This window comes from Burkholderia sp. LFS061 (assembly GCF_047978125.1).
GTDB lineage: Bacteria > Pseudomonadota > Gammaproteobacteria > Burkholderiales > Burkholderiaceae > Burkholderia > Burkholderia pyrrocinia_C.
This window is the reverse complement of sequence record NZ_JBFPFS010000007.1, coordinates 38,864-58,014: the sequence shown is the minus strand read 5'-3', so window position 1 is coordinate 58,014 and position 19,151 is coordinate 38,864. Positions and strand designations below refer to the sequence as shown.

13 protein-coding genes and 2 pseudogenes are annotated in these 19,151 nt (G+C 67.6%); 6 read left to right on the top strand and 9 right to left on the bottom strand.

What is annotated here, in order from left to right; translation table 11 throughout:
- Positions 1-19: 19 nt before the first annotated feature.
- Entirely contained in the window at positions 20-2,125 is a 2,106-nt protein-coding gene (locus ACNQQL_RS08540) for a TonB-dependent receptor (RefSeq protein ID WP_347063830.1), read from the bottom strand.
- A gap of 315 nt (positions 2,126-2,440) precedes the next feature.
- On the opposite strand from ACNQQL_RS08540, the pseudogene ACNQQL_RS08535 reads away from it, so the two are divergent.
- Positions 2,441-2,788 (top strand): annotated as a pseudogene (locus ACNQQL_RS08535) (3-(3-hydroxyphenyl)propionate hydroxylase); the annotation flags it as partial.
- A gap of 10 nt (positions 2,789-2,798) precedes the next feature.
- Here ACNQQL_RS08535 and ACNQQL_RS08530 read toward each other — a convergent pair.
- A complete protein-coding gene (locus tag ACNQQL_RS08530; RefSeq protein WP_152856178.1) occupies positions 2,799-3,500 on the bottom strand; it encodes a FadR/GntR family transcriptional regulator in 702 nt (233 codons plus the stop codon).
- A gap of 233 nt (positions 3,501-3,733) precedes the next feature.
- Here ACNQQL_RS08530 and ACNQQL_RS08525 point away from each other — a divergent pair, with 233 nt between their 5' ends.
- The 5 genes from ACNQQL_RS08525 to ACNQQL_RS08505 all read left to right on the top strand — a co-directional run bounded on the left by ACNQQL_RS08525 (position 3,734) and on the right by ACNQQL_RS08505 (position 9,250).
- Positions 3,734-5,278, top strand: coding sequence for a sugar ABC transporter ATP-binding protein (locus tag ACNQQL_RS08525; protein ID WP_347063829.1), 1,545 nt, complete (start codon positions 3,734-3,736; stop codon positions 5,276-5,278).
- Positions 5,271-6,302, top strand: a complete 1,032-nt coding sequence (locus tag ACNQQL_RS08520) for an ABC transporter permease (RefSeq protein ID WP_347063828.1) — start codon at positions 5,271-5,273, stop codon at positions 6,300-6,302. The genes ACNQQL_RS08525 and ACNQQL_RS08520 overlap by 8 nt, the downstream gene beginning before the upstream one ends.
- A gap of 38 nt (positions 6,303-6,340) precedes the next feature.
- A complete protein-coding gene (locus tag ACNQQL_RS08515; protein WP_347063827.1) occupies positions 6,341-7,288 on the top strand; it encodes an ABC transporter substrate-binding protein in 948 nt (315 codons plus the stop codon).
- A gap of 73 nt (positions 7,289-7,361) precedes the next feature.
- Positions 7,362-8,378 carry an aldo/keto reductase gene (locus ACNQQL_RS08510; RefSeq protein ID WP_347063826.1) on the top strand — a complete coding sequence of 339 codons (1,017 nt, stop codon included), beginning with the start codon at positions 7,362-7,364 and terminating at the stop codon, positions 8,376-8,378.
- Entirely contained in the window at positions 8,375-9,250 is an 876-nt protein-coding gene (locus ACNQQL_RS08505) for an amidohydrolase family protein (protein WP_347063825.1), read from the top strand. The genes ACNQQL_RS08510 and ACNQQL_RS08505 overlap by 4 nt, the downstream gene beginning before the upstream one ends.
- Before the next feature lie 165 nt (positions 9,251-9,415).
- On the opposite strand, the gene ACNQQL_RS08500 is transcribed toward ACNQQL_RS08505, so the two are convergent.
- From ACNQQL_RS08500 to ACNQQL_RS08470, 7 genes and pseudogenes are all read right to left on the bottom strand, one after another.
- Positions 9,416-11,374: a phosphatase PAP2 family protein gene (locus tag ACNQQL_RS08500; protein WP_347063824.1), complete on the bottom strand. Its 1,959-nt coding sequence runs from the start codon at positions 11,372-11,374 to the stop codon at positions 9,416-9,418.
- A 197-nt stretch (positions 11,375-11,571) separates the two neighbouring features.
- A complete protein-coding gene (locus ACNQQL_RS08495; RefSeq protein WP_347063951.1) occupies positions 11,572-13,158 on the bottom strand; it encodes a methyl-accepting chemotaxis protein in 1,587 nt (528 codons plus the stop codon).
- Between the two features lie 429 nt (positions 13,159-13,587).
- A complete protein-coding gene (locus ACNQQL_RS08490) occupies positions 13,588-15,108 on the bottom strand; it encodes a diguanylate cyclase (protein WP_347063823.1) in 1,521 nt (506 codons plus the stop codon).
- Between the two features lie 163 nt (positions 15,109-15,271).
- A pseudogene (locus tag ACNQQL_RS08485) lies at positions 15,272-15,448 on the bottom strand (succinylglutamate desuccinylase); the annotation flags it as partial.
- Positions 15,449-15,494: 46 nt separating this feature from the next.
- The gene (locus ACNQQL_RS08480) at positions 15,495-16,967 is read right to left on the bottom strand and encodes an NAD-dependent succinate-semialdehyde dehydrogenase (protein WP_072440587.1); all 1,473 of its coding nucleotides are present in this window, start codon (positions 16,965-16,967) and stop codon (positions 15,495-15,497) included.
- A gap of 88 nt (positions 16,968-17,055) precedes the next feature.
- Complete coding sequence (locus tag ACNQQL_RS08475) at positions 17,056-17,547, bottom strand: Lrp/AsnC family transcriptional regulator (protein WP_034182400.1); 492 nt, start codon at positions 17,545-17,547, stop codon at positions 17,056-17,058.
- 97 nt (positions 17,548-17,644) lie between these two features.
- Positions 17,645-19,045: an aspartate aminotransferase family protein gene (locus ACNQQL_RS08470; protein ID WP_072440589.1), complete on the bottom strand. Its 1,401-nt coding sequence runs from the start codon at positions 19,043-19,045 to the stop codon at positions 17,645-17,647.
- Positions 19,046-19,151: the final 106 nt, after the last annotated feature.

Below are 19,151 nucleotides of genomic sequence, written 5' to 3'. Positions count from 1 at the left end.
CGCCAGGCGACCGCTTCGACTAAAACGAGTAGGAGAGCGACGCGAACAGGCTGCGCGGCGCGCCCGGCGTGACCCACAGGCTGTTGTACGAGCTGACGTAGGTCGTGCGATTGAACAGGTTGTTCAGCACGACCGACGCGCGCAGGTGCTTGTCGACCTGCACATAGCCGTTCAGCTGCACGGTCGCATAGGCCGGCAGCTCGAAGCCGTCCTGCGTGTTCGCGGTGTTGCCGGCGCGGCGCCCGACATAGATCAAGCCCGTGCCGATGCCGGCCTTGTCCGCGAACGGCAGCGCGGTTTCGTACATGAGCAGCGCGCTGCCGCTCAGCTTCGGAATGTCGACGAGGCGCGCACCGGGCGTCAGCACGGCATCGCGCGTGACCTCGGCATCGACGTACGCAAGGTTGACGATGCCGCGCAAGCCGTGGCCCAGGTCGCCGTTCCATTCGAATTCGACGCCGCGGCTGCGCACCTCGCCGGCCGCGCGCGAGAAGCCGGCGTTGGCCGGATCGGCGGTCAGCACGTTGCGCTTGTTGACGTAGAACGCCGCGACCGTCGCGAGCCAGCGCGTGCCGGCCCATTTCGCGCCGGCTTCGTAGCCGTGCCCCTTCTCCGGGTCGAACGCGCGGCCGTTGGCGTCGGCGCCGTTGTTCGGCCGGAACGAATACGCGGTGTTCGCATACAGCGACAGCGCGGGGCTCATTTCGTACACGACGCCGATGCGCGGACTCAACGCGGTCTGCAGCTGGCTGCTCGTCACGCCCTTCAGGCGGTTCTCGACCGACTGGTGGAAGCGATCCCAGCGCAGCCCGGCGAGGATTTTCCAGTGCGGCCCGAACGCCAGCGTGTCCTGCGCGTAGACACCTTGCCCGTCGTCGCGCTCGAGCAGGTTGGTCGCGGTGCGCAGCGCGGGTGCCGGCTGGCCGTAGACCGGATCGAAGATGTCGATCGCATACGGCGCGGCGGCGCTCGGCGTCGAGCGCGCGACGAACTGGTCGTAGTTGAAGCGATACGCATCGACGCCCATCACGAGCGTGTGGCCGATGCCGCCGGTGCGGAACTTGCCGGTCGTTTCGATACGGCCTTGCAGGTCGTTCGAGTGAAACGCGACTTGCCGGTAGCGGCGCCACAGCGTGCGCTCGTCCGGCTGCAGCGCGAATGCTTCGGAAGATCGTCCGGACAGGTCGGTGTCGCGCTGCGCGAAGCCGGCATTGATCGACCAGTTCGCATCGACACGGTGCTCGAGCGTGAACTGGTGGCCCGTGTTGCGCACGTCGTAGTCGCCGTCGCGCGGCTCGCCGAGGAAGCGCGATGCCGGAATCGCGCCGAGCTGCCCGTTGACCGCGACCACGCCGCGATCGAGCGGCGCGCGCTGGCGCACGCTTTCGAACTCGTAGTGGAGCGTCGTGTCCGCGCCGATGTCCCACGTGAACGACGGCGCGAACAGGTAGCGTTTGCTCGATACCGTATCGCGGAAGCTGCCGTTGTTCTCGTTCATCGCGACGAAGCGGTACGCGAGCGATTTCGTGACGGGCCCGGTCGAATCGAGCGTCTCGCGCAACGCGCCGTAGCTGCCGGCCGACACGCCGATGGTGTTCGAGCGCGCGAACTGCGGCTGCTTGGTCGTGTAGCTGATGAGCCCGCCCGGATCGCCGCGGCCGTACAGCGCGGACGCGGGCCCCTTGAGCACTTCCATGCGCTCGAGGTTGGCGGTGTCGCGCGGCACGCTGATCCCGCGGTTCCACGAGAAGCCGTTGACGAGGTAGTCGGTGCCGGACGTGTTGCCGTCTCCGGCAAACCCGCGCACCGCGTAGTTGTCCCACAGGCCGCCGAAGTTGTTCTGCCGTGCGACGCCCGCGACCCAGTCGTACAGGTCTTCGCCGCGCGTGGCGGCGACGGTCTGGGCCAGTTTCGCGTCGACGCTGCTGACCGCGAACGGGATTTCCATCACGTCCGTCTCGGTGCGCGTCGCGCTCGTCGATTCGGGCGCGCGAAACGGCGCGGTCGTGCGCTGCCCCGAGACCTCAATGGCGGGCAGCGACAACTCCTGCGCATCGGCGGCGCCCAGGCCGGCCGTGCCGACGACGATGGCCATCGGTGCGGCCGCCCAGTTCTTCCTGCTCATACCCCGTCCTTTGATGTGGTCTGCGTCCGGGCATGGCGGATGGCCTCGCGCCGACGGCTGTGTTCGAAACAGTACATTCGCGCCGGAATTTAATGCAAATGAGAGGCATTTGCAATCGTAAGTTGGTGGTGTTGCCGAGCGGGATGTGAAGCGGCCGGCAACGGGGCGTCGGCCGTCGGCGCTCGTATGGCCATCCATGTCGATGAATCCCGAATTGAGGGAATTTCGTAAAACCTACGCGAGGCGTGGCGAGCCGGGAGACAAGAGGTTTTCCCGGAAAATTCGGATATGAATCGGGTAAACGAGGATCGAATCGATCGTTTCCTCGGGCTCGCGCGGTATGCGCCGGGCCTGAAGGACTACATCCTGCGGATGCGTTTCAAGCCGATGCCGAGCTATACGCGGGGCGTCGTGCTGCCGGGGGCGCCGGGCGATGCGGTCGGCGGGATGATCGCGCAGCCCGACGTCGAAACGGCCGACGGCGTGCGCCGCAAGCTCGACGACGTGCTGGGCCCGTGGTTCTCGATCGTCGGCTGGCAATGCGATCCGCAGGCGTGCCTGAGCGACGACGATCGTGCGTACTGGGCGGCGCTGGGCGCGACGTTCGTGCAGGTCAGCCGTTCGCGCAGCGGGACCGGCCGCGCAGGGCGCGCGAAAGGCGCCCGTGTGCCGGTCAATCAGGGTCCGATTTCAGGCCACCGTCGATCCATCGCGCTTCGGACGCGCGAAGATGCGCGCGGATGGCCGTCTGGGCCGCGATCGGGTCGCCGGCCTGCAGCGCGTGGAGCACGTCCTCGTGCTCCCGCACGGCGGCGGTCCAGGTCTGAGGATTCTCCGCGTGGCCGCGCATGGCCGCGGCGATCGGGTCGTGGCGGCTGTCGAACAGCTCGCCGACGAAGCGGGTGAGCACCGAATTGCCGGCGGCTTCCGCAATCAGCATATGGAACTGCCGGTCGGCTTCGACGGGCGATTTGCCGGCCTCCGCGAGCCGCTTCATGCGCTGCACCGTGCGGCGCAGGCGATCGAGCATCGCGGCCGTCATCCGCGCCGCGGCCAGCGCGGCGACGCTGCCTTCGATGGCCGCGCGTGCCTGCATCAGTTCCGACGGGCTGTCGCCGAGCGTGCCCATCGTGCCGACGTCGTCGGCCGCCGTGTCGCGCACATAAACGCCGGAGCCCATCCGGATCTCGATCTGGCCGCCGATTTCCAGCGCGATCAGCGCCTCGCGAAGCGACGGACGCGATACGCCGAGCGTCAGCGCCAGTTCGCGCTCGGGCGGCAGGCGTTCGCCGACCGCGAATTCGCCCTGGCGAATCAACGCGACGATCTGGGCCGCGACCGATTGGTAAAGCCGCTTGGGTTCTGTCGATTTCATCCGATGGATCTTGGTCAATGCACTTTCCGCGTAAGCGCGCGTCGCAAAGTCTATCACGCTCGTCGTGTCGCCCCGGACGGCAGCCCGTTCGTGCGGATGTGCGGGTTTTCACCATTGGTAAGATCGGATGTAGATATATAAATTGGCTTGACCAAAAGTGGCTGGATTGATGTAATTCATCGAAATTGGACTGACCAGACGAAAGCGAGGTCGGCCCTTTCCAAGGAGACGCAATGGCAATGCCTCGCAATCTGCCCGGTCAGGCCGCACAGGGCGAAGCGGACCGGGAGATCCTGCGCCTGGAAGGGATTCGCAAGCGCTTCCCGGGCGTCCTCGCGCTCGACGGGATTCGCCTCGACCTGCGCCGCGGCGAGGTGCATGCGGTGTGCGGCGAAAACGGCGCGGGCAAGTCCACGCTGATGAAGATCATCAGCGGTCAGTACCTGCCCGACGAGGGCGTCGTCCACTATCGCGGCGCGCCGGTGCGGTTTCGTTCGGCCTCCGAAGCGCAGGCGGCCGGCATCGCGATCATCCACCAGGAGCTCAATCTCGTGCCGCACCTGAGCGTGGCGGAGAACCTGTACCTCGCGCGCGAGCCGCGGCGCGGACCGTTCGTCGACACGAAACGGCTCAATGCGGATGCGGCACGCTGCATCGCGCGGATCGGCCTGAACGTCGCACCGACGACGAAGGTCGGCGTGCTGTCGATCGCGCAGCAACAGATGGTCGAAATCGCGAAGGCGCTGTCGCACGACGCGCGCGTGCTGATCATGGACGAGCCCACGTCGTCGCTGACGGAGTCGGAAACGGTGCAGCTCTTTCGCATCATCGAGGAATTGCGTGCCGACGGCGTGGCGATCCTGTACATCTCGCACCGGCTCGACGAAATGGCGCAGATCGTCGATCGCGTGACCGTGTTGCGCGACGGGCGCCACATCTCGACGGACGATTTCGCAGACGTGAGCATCGACGACATCGTCGCGCGCATGGTCGGGCGGACGCTCGACGACGCGTATCCGTCGCGGCAGTCGACGCCGACCGAACAAGTGCTGCTCGACGTGCGGGAACTGCGCCGCGAAGGCGTGTTCGGGCCGGTGTCGTTCACGCTTCGCAAGGGCGAGATCCTGGGTTTTGCCGGACTGATGGGCGCCGGGCGCACCGAAGTCGCGCGCGCGATCTTCGGCGCGGACCGCCCGGACGGCGGCACGATCGAGCTGCACGGCCGGCCCGTGACGATCCGCTCGCCGCGCGAGGCGATCCACCACGGCATCGCGTATCTGTCGGAGGACCGCAAGAAGGAGGGGCTCGCGCTGCCGATGCCCGTCGCGGCGAACCTCACGCTCGCGAACGTGCGCGGCATCGCATCGCGCCTGGGCTTCCTGCGCTTCGACGACGAGCTCGACGTGGCGCGGCGCTACGTGCAGGACCTCGCGATTCGCACGCCGTCGGTGCAGCAGGTCGTGCGCAACCTGTCCGGCGGCAACCAGCAGAAGGTCGTCATCGGCAAATGGCTGTATCGCGGCTCGAAGATCCTGTTCTTCGACGAGCCGACGCGCGGCATCGACGCGGGCGCGAAATTCGCGATCTACGGGCTGATGGACCGGCTCGCCGCCGACGGCGTCGGCGTGGTGCTGATCAGTTCGGAGCTGCCGGAGCTGCTCGGCATGACCGACCGGATCGCCGTTTTTCACGAAGGTCGATTGACCGCGTTTCTCGACACCCAACACACCAGTCAGGAGGAGATCATGCACTATGCGTCGGGGCGTTCCCATGCTTGAAATGACATCGGATCGAAGCCAGGCCGACGAACGGGCGGCGCGACAGCGGCGGCGCGACCTTATCCAGAAGTTCGCGGCGCTGGGCAGCCTGGTCGTGCTCGTGTTCGCGTTTTCCGTATCGAGCGCGGCGTTTTTCTCGGTCGACAACTTGATGACCGTCGGCCTGCAGGTGACCTCCATCGCCTATCTCGGCGTGGCCGCCACGTGCGTGATCATCACCGGCGGCATCGACCTGTCGGTCGGCTCGGTGCTCGCGCTGGCCGGCGTCTCGTCCGCGCTGCTGGTCAAGGCGGGCGTGCCGGTGCCGGCGGCCATGGCGGCCGGGATCCTGGTCGGCGCGCTGTGCGGGTTCGTCAACGGCATGTGCGTGACGCGCATGGGCCTGCCGCCGTTCATCGCGACGCTCGGCATGATGCTCGTCGCACGCGGCATCGCGCTCCAGATCACGGGCGCACGGCCGGTATCGGATCTCGGCGACGCGTTCGGCGCGCTGGGCAACGGCGCGCTGCTGCGCATCTCGCGCATCGGCGCGGACGGATTCCCCGACACGACGTTTCCCGGCATTCCGTATCCGGTCGTGATCATGGTCGTGCTGTTCGTCGTGGTTTCCGTGCTGCTGTCGAGAACGTCGCTCGGCCGCCATATCTATGCGGTCGGGTCGAACGCGGAGGCGGCCCGGCTGTCGGGCGTGAACGTACAGGGCGTGAAGCTCTTCACCTACGTGCTGTCCGGCGCGCTCGCCGGCGTGACCGGCTGCGTACTGATGTCGCGGCTCGTCACAGGGCAGCCGAACGAGGGCGTCATGTACGAACTCGACGCCATCGCCAGTTCGGTCATCGGCGGCACGTCGCTCATGGGCGGTGTCGGGACGATTTCCGGCACGGCGATCGGCGCGTTCGTGATCGGCGTGCTGCGCAACGGCCTGAACATGAACGGCGTATCGAGCTTCATCCAGCAGATCATCATCGGCGTCGTGATCCTGGGCACGGTCTGGATCGACCAGTTGCGCAATCGCCGGCCCTGACCGGCAGCAGTTCCCACCAACGAGAAGCGGAGCGAGACATGAACAAATCCATCCTGCTGGCAGCATCGGCATGCCTGTTCGCGGCATGCAACAGCGGTGCGTACGCGGCGGGCGGCGAGATCGCCGTGATCGTCAAGACGGTCAACTCGAACTACTGGCAGAACGTGCAGAAAGGCGCGAAGGCGGCGCTCGACGGCGCCAAGGGCTACACGATGACGTTCCAGGGGCCCGCGGCCGAGTCCGACATCAGCGGGCAGGTCAACATGGTCGACAACGCGGTCACGCGTCATGTGGCGGGCATCGTGCTCGCACCGTCCGATCCCGATGCGCTCGTGCCCGCGATCAAGAAGGCGTGGGAAGCGCACATTCCGGTCGTGCTGATCGACTCGGCGATCTCGGACACCGGCAAGCCGTATTACCAGGCATTCCTGTCGACCGACAACGAGAAGGCCGGCGCGCTGTGCGCGAAGGCGCTGATCGACCGCGTCGGGCAGTCCGGCAAGATCGCGATCATGTCGTACGTGCCGGGCGCGGGCTCCGAAGTCAGCCGCGTCGGCGGGTTCCGCAAGTACATCGCGAGCCATTCGAAGCTGCAGATCGTCGGCCCGTACTACTCGCAGTCGCAAATGGCGAACGCGCTGAACCAGACGACCGACGTGCTGTCGGCGAACCCCGAACTGAAGGGCATCTTCGGCGCGAACGAGCCGACCGCGGTCGGGATGGGCCGGGCGCTGAAGCAGTCGGGCAAGGCGGGCAAGGTGGTGGCGATCGGGTTCGACGGCAACGAGGATCTGCAGGGCTTCGTGCGCGACGGCACGGTGCAGGCGATCGCCGTGCAGGGCTCGTGGCAGATGGGGAACCAGGGCGTGCGCACGGCGCTCGACGTCGTCGAACGCAAGCCGGCGCCGAAGCTGATCGATACCGGCGTCGTGATGGTCGACAAGCAGAACCTCGATTCGGAGGCGGCCAGGAACGTTCTGTACTGAGCGGCCGCGCAAGCCGCCCGAGCGCGGGCGGCGGCTGCCGGCCATGCTTCTTTCCCGCACCCTGTCACGAATCATGAACGCAAACGATACGCGCGCATTGCCGCGCAGCGGGCTGACGGTGTCCGCGCTCGGCCTCGGCTGCTCGCAGCTCGGCGGCCTTTATCGCCCGATGTCGGCCGCCGACGCCGGCTCGCTCGTCGACGCCGCGTGGGCCGCCGGCCTGCGCTACTTCGACACGGCGCCGTATTACGGCTACACGCTGTCCGAGCGGCGCGTGGGTGCGGGGCTCGCGCCGCGCGAGCGCGGCGCGTTCACGCTCAGCACGAAGGTCGGGCGCTTGATGCGCGCGGACGCGAGCGTGCGCCCGGGCGACGACGGCTGGGCCGAGCCGCTGCCGTTCCGGCCGGTCTACGACTACAGCTACGACGGCATCATGCGGTCGCACGACGACAGCCGGCAGCGGCTCGGGCTCGCGCGGATCGACATCCTGTACGTGCACGACATCGGCGCGATGACGCACGGCGATCGTCACGCGCACTACTGGGAACAGCTGACCCGCGGCGGCGGGTTTCGCGCGCTGGATGCGCTGCGTGCGGGCGGCGAGATCGGCGGGTTTGGTCTCGGCGTGAACGAATGGGAAGTCGCCGCCGCTGCGCTGAACGAAGCGGCGCTCGATGCCGTGCTGCTGGCCGGCCGCTACACGCTGCTCGAACAGACGGCGCTCGAACCGTTGCTCGACGCGTGCGGCCGCGCGGGGACGGGCATCGTGGTCGGCGGCGTGTTCAATTCCGGCGTGCTGGCCGGCAACGGCAAGTTCAACTATGCGGACGCAAGCGCCGACGTGATCGACAAGGCCACGCGGCTCGGCGCGCTGTGCAAGCGCTTCGACGTTCCGCTGCCCGCCGCCGCGCTGCAGTTTCCGTTCGGCCATCCGGCGGTCGTGTCGTGCGTGGTCGGCGCGCGCAGCGTGGCCCAACTGCAACAGAACATCGCATGGTTCGAGCGCCCCGTGCCGGCCGAACTGTGGGCCGCGCTGCGCGACGAAGGGCTGATCGCGGCGCGCGCGCCGATGCCGGGAGCGCGCGCATGACGGCACGCATCGACGCACATCAGCACTACTGGCGGATCGGCGCGCGGGCCGGCTGCTGGCCGCCGGCCGAACTCGATGCGATTCACCGCGATTTCGGCCCCGCCGATCTGGCGCCGCTGCTCGACGCGGCGCGCATCGACCGCACCGTGCTCGTGCAATCGCTGCCGAGCGACGCCGACACGCGCTTCCTGCTCGATCTCGCGGACGACACCCCGACGGTCGGCGCGGTGGTCGGCTGGGTCGACCTGAAGGCCGCCGACGCGCCGGCGCGGATCGCGGCCTTCGCGTCGGCGCCGAAGGCGCGCGGGTTGCGCCCGATGCTGCAGGATCTGCCCGACGATGCGTGGATCGACGATCCGGTGCTCGATCGCGCGGTCGCCGCGATGCTCGAGCATGCGCTGCGTTTCGATGCGCTGGTGATGCCGCGCCATCTCGATGCGCTGCATGCGTTCGCGCAGCGCCACCCGGATCTGCAGATCGTGATCGACCACGGCGCGAAGCCGTTCATCGAACGCGGCGAGCTGCAGCCGTGGCTGTCGGCGATGCGCGGCCTCGCGAGCCTGCCGAATCTTCACTGCAAGCTGTCCGGCCTGTGGACCGAGGCCGGGCCGTCGGCCGGCCCGGACGCCGTGCGAGCGCGCACGCGGCCTTATGTGCATGCGCTGGCCGACCTGTTCGGGCCGGCGCGACTGATGTGGGGCAGCGACTGGCCGGTGCTGCGTGTCGCGTCGGCGTGCGGCGGCTACGGCGACTGGCTGGCCGCGTGCGAGGACGACTGCGCGCAGTTGCTCGGCTCCGCGGCGCTTGCCGACCTGTTCGGCGGCAACGCGCGCCGCTTCTACCGGATCGACGCCGCGCGCGGCGGTGCATGACGTCGTGAAGGCGCTCGTCGAATGCTGATCCGCCATTCGCGAGTCGCGACTCGCGGCGGCGTGCGGCCGCCCGCGCAATCGGGCTGCGAAGGAAAACCCGCGATGCAAACCCTGATGCGCGAACCGGCGGTCGGCGCCGTCGCACGGATCGATGCCTGCTGCCGGTTATGACGCCGACAGCGTGATCGACACGCCCGTCGCCGTATAGACCGGCGTCGCCTTGAAGCCGTCGACCGTCACCGTCGAGAACTTCGCGGCGCCTGCTACCGCGTCGATCAGTGCGATGGTGTCGCCGGCTTTCGGCGCATAACCGTTCACGAACTTCACGTGCAGCGTGCCGCCCGCGACGGTGAACGCACCGCCCACGCGCAGGCGTCCGCCGCCGTTGCCGTCGATGTCGAGTTCGAGCGTCGTGTTGTCGAGCTGCGTGTAGCGGGTCGCGATCGTGACGGGCGCGCCGGCCGCGATCCGGATGCCGCCGCCGGAGCCGACATACACGTCGCCGTTGCCGAACGCCATCGTGGAAGCGGCGGCGAGCGTGCCGCCGCTGACCTGCGTGCCGCCCGTATAGCTGTTGTTGCCCGCCAGCGTCAGCGTGCCGCTGCCTTGCAGCGTCAGCTTGCCGGCGCCCGCGATGTCGTTGCGCCACAGGTCGGCGGCGTTGAGGCCGCCCTTCGACGCATCCATCGCGACGGTCACGTTGCCGTTGAACGCGCCGTAGCCGTCGGCGGCGGTGAACAGGTTCAGCCGGCCCCAGCCTTCCGCATCGTCCATCACCGGGTAGCCGGACGGCAGTTCGGTGGTCTTCAGCACGACGCGCCGCTGGTCCGCGCCCAGGTACGGGAAGCGCGTCTGCAGCAGGATCTCCGCGCCCTTCGGCACGACCGGCGGCGCGCCGGTCGCGTCGATCGCGCCGAAGCCGTACGTCATGCGGCGCGTGAACGCCGCCTTGTTCGTCGCGTAGTCGGCGAACCGGTCGGTCGCCGTCGTGCCCGAGCGCGCGAATGCCGGGAAGGTCGCATCGGTCGTGCCGGTGAGCTGCTGCAGCGTCTGGTGCGCCTGGCCGTACGCGGCCTGCGCGTCGCTCGCGTACGCGGCGAGGTTGGCCGCGCTGACGGCCAGCGCGAGCATGCGGCCGCCGATCACGTCGAGCGGCGAGTGCATGCCGGCGAGGATCCGGTTCTCGCCGAGCTCGAGGCCGCGGCCGACCATTTCCTGGAAGCGCTCGGGCACGAGCCACGCCATCGTCACGGCGTCGCGCATCGCTTCGGCCTGGTGGCCGCTGATGAAGCCGCCGTCGGTCGCCGGCGTCGCGCTTTCCGCGGGCACGAGTGTCGGCGCGACGACGACGCTCGAGCTCCAGCGGTACGGCCGTGCATACTTGTAGAAGCGCTTCGCGGGTTCGGTCGACGCGTTGTTGCCCATTTCGTTGAGCAGGTCGACGACTTTCCCGAAACTCGCGTTGCCGCTGCTGCCGACGCCGACGTTGTTGCCGGTGTCGTTGTACAGCACGGTCGTGGCATCGGCCGGCACGCTGGTGATGCTGGTCGTCTGCTGGGCCGCGGTGCGCCATGCCGCGGTGAGCGGGCCCATGCCGTCCGTCACGCTGTAGCCCTTGCCGCGCCGGTCGTCGTAATAGGCGGCGTCGGCCTGCTGCGGCGTGCGCGCGGTCGTCGCGTTGACCACGTATTGCACGTTCGCCGACAGCACCGCGTCGTTCAGGCTCGTGCCGCACGGCGTGCCGTTGCCGGGCAGCCCCGTGCAGGGGGAAGGCGAGATGGCGGGAAACGCGCCGTTGGCCGGCGCGGTCACGCCCGCATCGACGAGCATCGTCGACGGCTGCCACAGGTCGAGGAAGCGGCTCACCACGCGCACGGCGGCGTTGGTCGACAGCGTTGCATAACGAGCGTCGCCGCGCTGGTTGGTCGCGACGTTGTCGACGAACGCGGGTACGCTCGGAACGGGCGCGCTGTCGACGAAGCCGGGGTCGGCCGGCGGTGCCGGGACCGCGGCGTTCGTCGAGCTCGTTGCGACGACATCGTCGCCGCCGCCGCAGGCAGCCAGTAGGATCGCGGTCGACAGCGCTGCGACGTGCAGCGGGAGACGGCTCGGTGACGCAAGCATGCAAACTCCATCCTGAGGGTAGAAGACGGAGCATTGTGGTGGCCGATCGTGACGCGACGGTTACGAAACCGCTTCACGTCATTCGGCGCGACCGAGCGCGTCCCGCTTTCGGGGAATGATGTTTAGTCTGTTTTCCTAAACGGGACGGGTGTCGGAAGCAAAGTGTGTGTCAGCAACGGTGCGACGCGCCGACGTGGCTACGCGTGCGATGCGCTCGCTTCCAGCCGGAACAGGGATACCGACTCGGAAAGCTGATTTCCCTGTTCCTCGAGCGACTTCGATGCGGCGGCGGCCTCTTCGACGAGCGCCGCATTCTGTTGCGTGACTTCATCCATTTGCGTGATGGCCAGGTTGACCTGCTCGATGCCGCGGCTCTGCTCGTTCGATGCCGCCGCGATCTCGCCCATGATGTCCGTCACGCGCGCCACCGCCTGCGTCACCTGGCCCATGGTGTCGCCCGCATTGTGCGCGAGACGCGAGCCGTCCTGGATCTTCTGGACCGATTGCGTGATCAACTGCCGGATTTCCTTCGCGGCGGTCGATGAACGTTGCGCGAGACTTCTCACTTCGCTGGCCACGACCGCGAAGCCGCGGCCTTGTTCACCCGCGCGTGCCGCTTCCACGGCCGCATTGAGCGCGAGGATGTTCGTCTGGAACGCGATCCCTTCGATCATCCCGGTGATCTCGGCGATTTTCGACGAGCTGTCGCTGATGTCCGTCATCGTTTCGACCACCAGGCCGACCACGGTGCTGCCGCGCTGCGCGACTTCCGATGCGTTGTTGGCCAGCGAGCTTGCCTGCTGCGCATTGTCGGCGTTCAGTCGCACGGTGGACGTCAATTCTTCCATGCTGGATGCGGTCTCCTGCAGCGACGCGGCCTGCTGTTCCGTGCGCGACGACAGATCCTGGTTGCCGGACGCGATTTCGCTCGCGCCCGTCGCGACGTTGCCGGACGCGATGCGAACCTGCGAAATCAGGCGCACCAGATTGGCCTGCATTTCGCGCATGGAGGCCAGCACGCTGCCGCGCGGCGCGTCGACGGTAGCGGACCCGGCGGCGAGGTCGCCGCCGGCGATGCGCTGCGCGATGTCGCTGAGCGTGGCCGGCTCAGTGCCGAGCGAACGGGTCAGCCCTCGCACGATGATGACGCCCGCTGCCACCGCGCCCGCGACAGCGGCGAGGCAGATGACGATGAGCAGCACCCGTCGCGACGCATAGCGGTCTTCCGACTCTTGCACCATCTGCACGGCGCGTTCGCGCGTGTACACGATATAGGCCTGCGATGCGTCGACCAGCTGCGCCAGAAGCGGTCGGCATTGTTCGTTCATCATCGTGACGGCCTGATCGCGCCGGTTGTTCAGCGCGGCGTCGACGATGGCCCGTGCCACCGGGCCGTACCTGGTCTCGATCTGGTCGATCTGCCGCACCAGCTCGCGTGCCTTGTCGGTCGCGTCGGTGCCTTCACCTACGGCGTTCTTGAGTGCGGCGATTCGTGCGCTGACGTCGCGGTCGGCCTGCAGCGCTGCTTCCTTCTCGATCTCCAGGTCGCGTGGCGTCGTCACGAGCACCAGGTTGCGCGCCGCGATGGCGCGCCGATCGACGGCGACGCGTACCTTGGCTGCCAGTTCCGCGCGAGCGTTGATGCCATTGACATAATTCGCGAATACCGCGTTCGCGTTGCTGAGCGATACGATGCCGAGGAACGAAACGAGCAGCACCACGCACGTCAGGAAGCCAAACGTAAGGGTGAGTTTCGTGCGAACCATCAACTGTTTGTTATGCATCATTCAGGATCCGTTGTGTCGATATTGGGTAGCGTTCCTTATTATCGGATTGGTTAAAGAAGGATTTAGGGGGCTTGAAGAACGCAATCGTTTGCGGGTTGAGAAACTTCGAAATGGTCAAGAACGCACTATTCGGAGCGTTCTCGCGAGAGGTTTTTTACTTCTGACGTTATCGAGTGCGTGATTCCGGAAGCGATGCCGTCACGAAATTGACGCCATCCGTCCGGAAAACCATGAGGTCGTCGATCGACGCGGGCCCGAAAGCCCGGAACGGCAGGTGTGTCACGTTCCGGACGCGAAGCCGCCGGATTGCCGGAACCGGTGAATGGCGGCAGCGGTACGATCGCGCGGCCGGCGATCGGTGTGCTGCATTACCGGGCGAGACGGACGCCGAAAGGAAAAAGCGCCCGCAGTCGACCGCAACGGCCCTCACGCCGATTGCGCAAACGCTCCCGTGTCGCCGCGGCACACGCGGTTTCTACCGTGGCGCTTCGCCGTATACAGCGCGAGGTCTGCCTGATGCGTGAGCGCGTCGATGGACGCCGGGCGTGCGCGATGCCCGGTCGCGTATCCGATGCTCACCGTAAAAGCCGGAACCGTCTCGGCGAATCCGGCGAGCTGGTTGCGTTCCACTTCGGCGCGAATGGCCTCGGCGACCTTCGCGGCGCCGCTTTCATCCGTATCCGGCAGCACCGCGACGAACTCTTCGCCGCCGTAGCGCGCGGCGATGTCGGCGCGCCGCCGCGTGTGAGTCCGGATGCATTCGGCCAGGAATCTCAGCGCGGTGTCACCCTGCGCATGCCCGTATCTGTCGTTGTACTGCTTGAAGTGGTCGGCATCGATGAACAGCACCGACAGGCTGCCTTCATTGCTGCGCCGGAGTCGCTTCCATTCGTCGGCCAGCGCGACGTCGAGCGCGCGGCGGTTGTGCAGGCCCGTCAGCGGATCGGTGCGGGTGAGATCGGTCAGCAACGTCTGCTTGCGAAGATTGTCCCGCAATGCGAATGCGAGCAGCCAGACGACCGCGCAGAAGAGCGCGCAGATGAACGAGGCCGACACGCCGACCGACCATGACATGCGCGTGAAGCCGGCCAGCACGTCGCGCTCGGCAGGGGCGACGACGGCAATCAGCGGGGTGCCGGGCACCCGCTGGAACGTATAGAGCCGCAAGGTTCCGTCGATGCGCGAGTAGGCCGCATAGAACCCCGATTCCTGGTTCAGCATGCGATCGAAGACCTTCGATCGGCTCAGGCGGACCATCTGGTGGTCGCTCAGCGGCGGATTTCTGGCCAGGATGGTGCCGTCCGTGCGCAGGATCGCGCTGATGCCGTTCGGCCCGACGTCCAGTCGGGCAAGCAGCTGATCGAAGTAGGCGATGTCGATGGCGACGATCGCGATCCCGTTGAACGCGTGATCCGGACCTTCGATGCGCCGGGACAGCGCGATGGACTCCTTGCCGTTGCGCGAGCGCGCGCGATAGACCTCCGATACGTAAAGGCCGACGTTCGCCGAGTCGCGATGAACCTTGAAGTAGTCGCGATCGCCGAAGTCCCAATGGTGAGTCGGGCCGCAACATCCGTCGATCAGGCGACCGTTCTGGTCCGTCGCGCCCATGCCGGTCACGTATTGCGCGGCCGCGCGCTGGAACAGCAGATCGTGCCGCAGCCCGGCGTCCATATTCCGGACCTCCGGCTTGCCGAGATTGGATGCGAGCGCGATCAGTGCGTTGTTGGACGTTTCGACGGTCCGTGCGATCTCGCTGACCAGCACGGCGGCGACGTTGCGCGAAGTCTCGTGCGCGTGCTCGACGACGCCGCTTCTCATGGCCCACAGCGTCATCGCGCTGATGCTCAGCGCGGCGAGCGACATCAGTGTGCCGAGCGCGCCGACGACAAGATGGTTTCGTCCCGCCCAGTCGGCGATTTTCTCGATGGAAGTGGATGCGGACATGCTCGCGCTCGTGGGGGAAGCCAGGTGCGATGACCGAGGCTGCGCTGAAATCCGGGTTAACGGCAGGTATGCGAGGAAATGGAGGTCTGCATGCGAAGCGAATCGGCGCGGCGTTGCCGCAAACGTGTGCGGCCGCCGCGCCGGTCGGGTTGAAGCCGATCCGTCAGACGGGCGCTGCGGATTCGTCGACGAGCCGCCCGAGCCGGACGACGGTGACGCCGGGCCGCAATTGCCGCAGCGACGGCATCACGAGCACGCAGTCGGGATAGGGCGTCACGACGGGAACCTCGTTCGACCGGCCGATCACGGTGCCGGTGTCCGGGAAATGTTCGAGCCCGGTAGGGTTGCCCCGGTCGACGAAGCGCGTCGTGTCGGGCCGTGCGCGATCAGTCGAGCCCGCCCTGGCACAGGTACTTGATCGACAGGTAGTCGTCGAGGCCGTAGCGCGAACCTTCGCGGCCGTAGCCCGATTCCTTCACGCCGCCGAACGGCGCGGCCTCGCTCGCGAGCGCGCCTTCGTTGATGCCGACGATGCCCGTTTCGAGCCGCGCCGACACGCGTGCGATGCGCCGGACGTCCTGCGTGTAGAAATACGCGGCGAGCCCGAACGGCGTGTCGTTCGCGGCGCCGACGGCTTCATCCTCGGTATCGAACGGAAACAGCGCGGCGACCGGCCCGAACGTCTCCTCGCAACCGAGCTGCATGCCGGCGGCAGCATCGGCGAGCACGGTCGGCGCGTAATAGTTCGGCCCCAGTTCGGGCAGGCGCCTGCCGCCCGTCAGCACGCGGGCGCCGCGCTCGAGCGCATCGTCGACATGGCGCGCGATCTTGTCGACCGCGCGTGCGTTGATCATCGGGCCGATCTGCGCGGCAGGGTCGGTTGCCGGGGCAACTTTCAACGCGCCGACCCGCGCGGCGAGCTTCGCGGCGAAGGCGTCGTAGATTCGGGCCTGCACATACACGCGGTTCGGCGACACGCATGTCTGGCCGCCGTTGCGGAACTTGGCGGCCATCAGCCCGTCGACGGCGGCGTCGAGTTCGGCATCGTCGAACACGATGAACGGCGCATTGCCGCCGAGCTCGAGCGACAGCTTCTTGAGCGTTGCGGCCGATTCGCGTGCGAGCAGCTTGCCGACGGGCGTCGATCCCGTAAACGTGATCTTGCGCACGCGGCCGTCGGCGAGCCAGTCGGCCACCGCGTCGATGCCGTGCTCGCGCGATGCGGCGATCACGTTCAGCACACCGGGCGGCACGCCGGCTTCCTGCGCGAGGAACGCCAGCGCGAGTGCCGTGAGCGGCGTGTCCTCGGCCGGCTTCGCGACGACCGTGCAGCCGGCCGCGAGCGCGGGCGCGATCTTGCGCGCGATCATCGCGAGCGGGAAATTCCACGGCGTGATCGCGGCGACGACGCCGATCGGCTCCTTGACCGCACTCAGCCGCTTGCCGCGCTGCTGTTGCGGAATCAGGTCGCCGTAGGTGCGGGTCGCTTCCTCGGCAAACCACAGCACATACGACGCGCCATACGCGACTTCGCCGCGCGCTTCGGCGAGCGGCTTGCCCTGTTCGCGCGACATCAGTTTCGCGAGATCGTCGGTGTGCGCGACGATCGCCGCATGCCATGCGCGCAGGACCGCCGCGCGTTCGCGGGCCGGCGTCGCGCGCCACGCGGGCAGCGCGCGCACGGCCGCGTCGGTCGCGGCACGTGCGTCGGCCGCACCGCTGTCGGGCACGTCGGCCACGCGTTCGAGCGTCGCCGGATCGGTGATCGTGAAGCGACGGCCGTCGAGCGCGTCGCGCCACGCGCCGTCGATCAGGTTTGCACTGCGAACGAGTTCGGTGCGGGAGAGGGTAAGTGACATGTCAGATCCTTGGATGAGGGCGGCTCGACGGCGGCAGGCGGGCGCGTCGCGACGACGGGCGTACGGCGTGGCCGCCGCCCGCCGCTCGTCAGTGCCGTTCGCCGAACAGCGATTCGAGCGGGTAGTGCCGCTTGACGAACGGCGACTTGATGATCACGTAGCTGAAATACTTCTCGATGCCGATGTTCTGCTCGAGCAGCCCTTCGACGATCGTCTGGTAGTGGCTCACGCTGCGCGTGACGAACTTGAGCAGATAGTCGTAGCCGCCGCTCGCGAGATGGCACTCGACGATCTCGTCGACATCGCGGATCGCCGCGACGAACCGGTCGAAGTCCTCGCGCCGGTGGTCGGCGAGCGTGACCTCGGTAAACACCACCTGCACGTCGCCGAGCTTCTCGAGCTGGATGTGCGCGCCGTACCCGGCGATGTAGCCGGCTTTTTCGAGCCGCTTCACGCGGATCAGGCACGGGCTCGGCGACAGCCCGACCGCATCGGCCAGTTCGACGTTGGTCATGCGCCCGCGCTTCTGCAACTGGGAAAGAATGCGCAGGTCGATCCGGTCTAGCTTGCTGTCCGTCATGTTCGCGTGAGAAGGCAGAAATGGAATGTCCGGTTACTTTAGAGTCGAACGGTAGCCGCCACAAGTCCGGCTTTCCCTCGCCCGCTTCATGCCCGCGTCATGCCGGCTGCGCGTGGGCGGCGTCGAGCGCGCGCTGCACGCCCGCGTCGGCCAGCACGTCGTCGAGCGTTTTGCGCACGCGTTCGAACATCAGGTCGAACTCGCCCGCGGTGAAGCTCAGTGCCGGCGCGAAACCGAGCACGCCGTCGCCGAATGCGCGGAACACCACGCCGTTCGCGTACGCGGCGGCGGCGATCTTGTCGGGCAGGTTCAGCGCCGGGTCGATGCGCGTCTTGCGTGCCTTGTCGGCCACCAGCTCGAGCGCGCCGAGCAGGCCGACCGAACGGGCGTCGCCGACGAGCGGATGCGCGCGCAGCGCATCGAGCCCCGCGGCGAAACGCGGCGCCATCGCCTGGCCGTTCGCGAGCAGCCCGCCTTCGTGATAGAGCTTCAGCACTTCGAGGCCGATCGCGGCGCTGACCGGATGCGCGGAATACGTGTGGCCGTGCCCGACCACCGCGGTGTCGGCGCGGCTGCCCGCGATACCTTCATAGATTTCGTCGGACATCAGCACCGCGCCCATCGGCGCATAACCGGCCGTCAGCCCTTTCGCGACGGTCATCAAGTCCGGATCGAGCTGCTCGGTCTCGCACGCGAACAGCGGGCCGGTGCGGCCGAAGCCGGTAATCACCTCGTCGGCGACGAACAGGATGCCGAGGCGCCGGCACGCGTCGCGCATTGCCTTCAGCCAGCCGGCCGGCGGCACGATCACGCCGCCGGAGCCCTGTACCGGCTCGCAGAAGAACGCGGCGACGTTGTCCGCGCCGAGTTCCGCGACCTTCGCTTCGAGCGCGGCGACGGACGCGGCGATCAGCGCCTGCGGATCGTCGCCGAGCGGGTGGCGATACGGGTAGGGCGACGGAATGTGGTGCTGGTCGGCGCGCGGCAGATCGAAATGGCGATGGAACGCGGGCAATGCGGTGAGCCCGGCGCCGATCGACGACGAGCCGTGATAGCCGCGCTCGAGCGCGATCATGTGCTTCTTCGACGGGCGGCCGGTCGCGTTGAAATAGTGCGTGATGAAGCGCACCGCGGAATCGACGGCGTCCGAGCCGCCGAGCGTGAAGTACACGCGGTTCAGCGACGCGGGCGCGAGCGCCGCGAGCCGCTCGGCAAGCTCGATCGCGGGCTGCGATCCGAAATGGAAATAGCCGGTTGCGTAGGGCAGCTTCGCCATCTGGTCGGCCGCGGCCTTCACGATGCTGTCGCGGCCGTAGCCGACGTTCACGCACCACAGGCCGGAAAACGCGTCGAGCAGCGTGTGGCCTTGCGCGTCGCGCAGGAACACGCCGTCGGCGGAGTCGAGCACGGTGACGCCGCGCGTCTCGTGCGTACGGTAATTGACGACCGGATGAATCAGGTGTTGACGATCGGCTTCGATCAGCGCGGAGTAGGTCATGGCAGGGCGGGACTCTCGTTGGGTGTCAGCGTGAGTTCATGCTACCGGGCGGGAAATCCGCACGCGTCTTCAATTTGTCGCTCGAAACGTATGGATACGGCGTTTG

Bases quoted from the DNA above. Each gene is read 5' to 3' on its own strand.
- ACNQQL_RS08540 (WP_347063830.1), bottom strand. From the start codon at position 2,125: ATGAGCAGGAAGAACTGGGCGGCCGCACCGATGGCCATCGTCGTCGGC.
- ACNQQL_RS08505 (WP_347063825.1), top strand. From the start codon at position 8,375: ATGACGGCACGCATCGACGCACATCAGCACTACTGGCGGATCGGCGCG.
- ACNQQL_RS08480 (WP_072440587.1), bottom strand. From the start codon at position 16,967: ATGTCACTTACCCTCTCCCGCACCGAACTCGTTCGCAGTGCAAACCTG.
- ACNQQL_RS08470 (WP_072440589.1), bottom strand. From the start codon at position 19,045: ATGACCTACTCCGCGCTGATCGAAGCCGATCGTCAACACCTGATTCAT.
- ACNQQL_RS08500 (WP_347063824.1), bottom strand. From the start codon at position 11,374: ATGCTTGCGTCACCGAGCCGTCTCCCGCTGCACGTCGCAGCGCTGTCG.
- ACNQQL_RS08530 (WP_152856178.1), bottom strand. From the start codon at position 3,500: ATGAAATCGACAGAACCCAAGCGGCTTTACCAATCGGTCGCGGCCCAG.
- ACNQQL_RS08510 (WP_347063826.1), top strand. From the start codon at position 7,362: ATGAACGCAAACGATACGCGCGCATTGCCGCGCAGCGGGCTGACGGTG.
- ACNQQL_RS08495 (WP_347063951.1), bottom strand. From the start codon at position 13,158: ATGCATAACAAACAGTTGATGGTTCGCACGAAACTCACCCTTACGTTT.
- ACNQQL_RS08490 (WP_347063823.1), bottom strand. From the start codon at position 15,108: ATGTCCGCATCCACTTCCATCGAGAAAATCGCCGACTGGGCGGGACGA.
- ACNQQL_RS08475 (WP_034182400.1), bottom strand. From the start codon at position 17,547: ATGACGGACAGCAAGCTAGACCGGATCGACCTGCGCATTCTTTCCCAG.
- ACNQQL_RS08525 (WP_347063829.1), top strand. From the start codon at position 3,734: ATGGCAATGCCTCGCAATCTGCCCGGTCAGGCCGCACAGGGCGAAGCG.
- ACNQQL_RS08515 (WP_347063827.1), top strand. From the start codon at position 6,341: ATGAACAAATCCATCCTGCTGGCAGCATCGGCATGCCTGTTCGCGGCA.
- ACNQQL_RS08520 (WP_347063828.1), top strand. From the start codon at position 5,271: ATGCTTGAAATGACATCGGATCGAAGCCAGGCCGACGAACGGGCGGCG.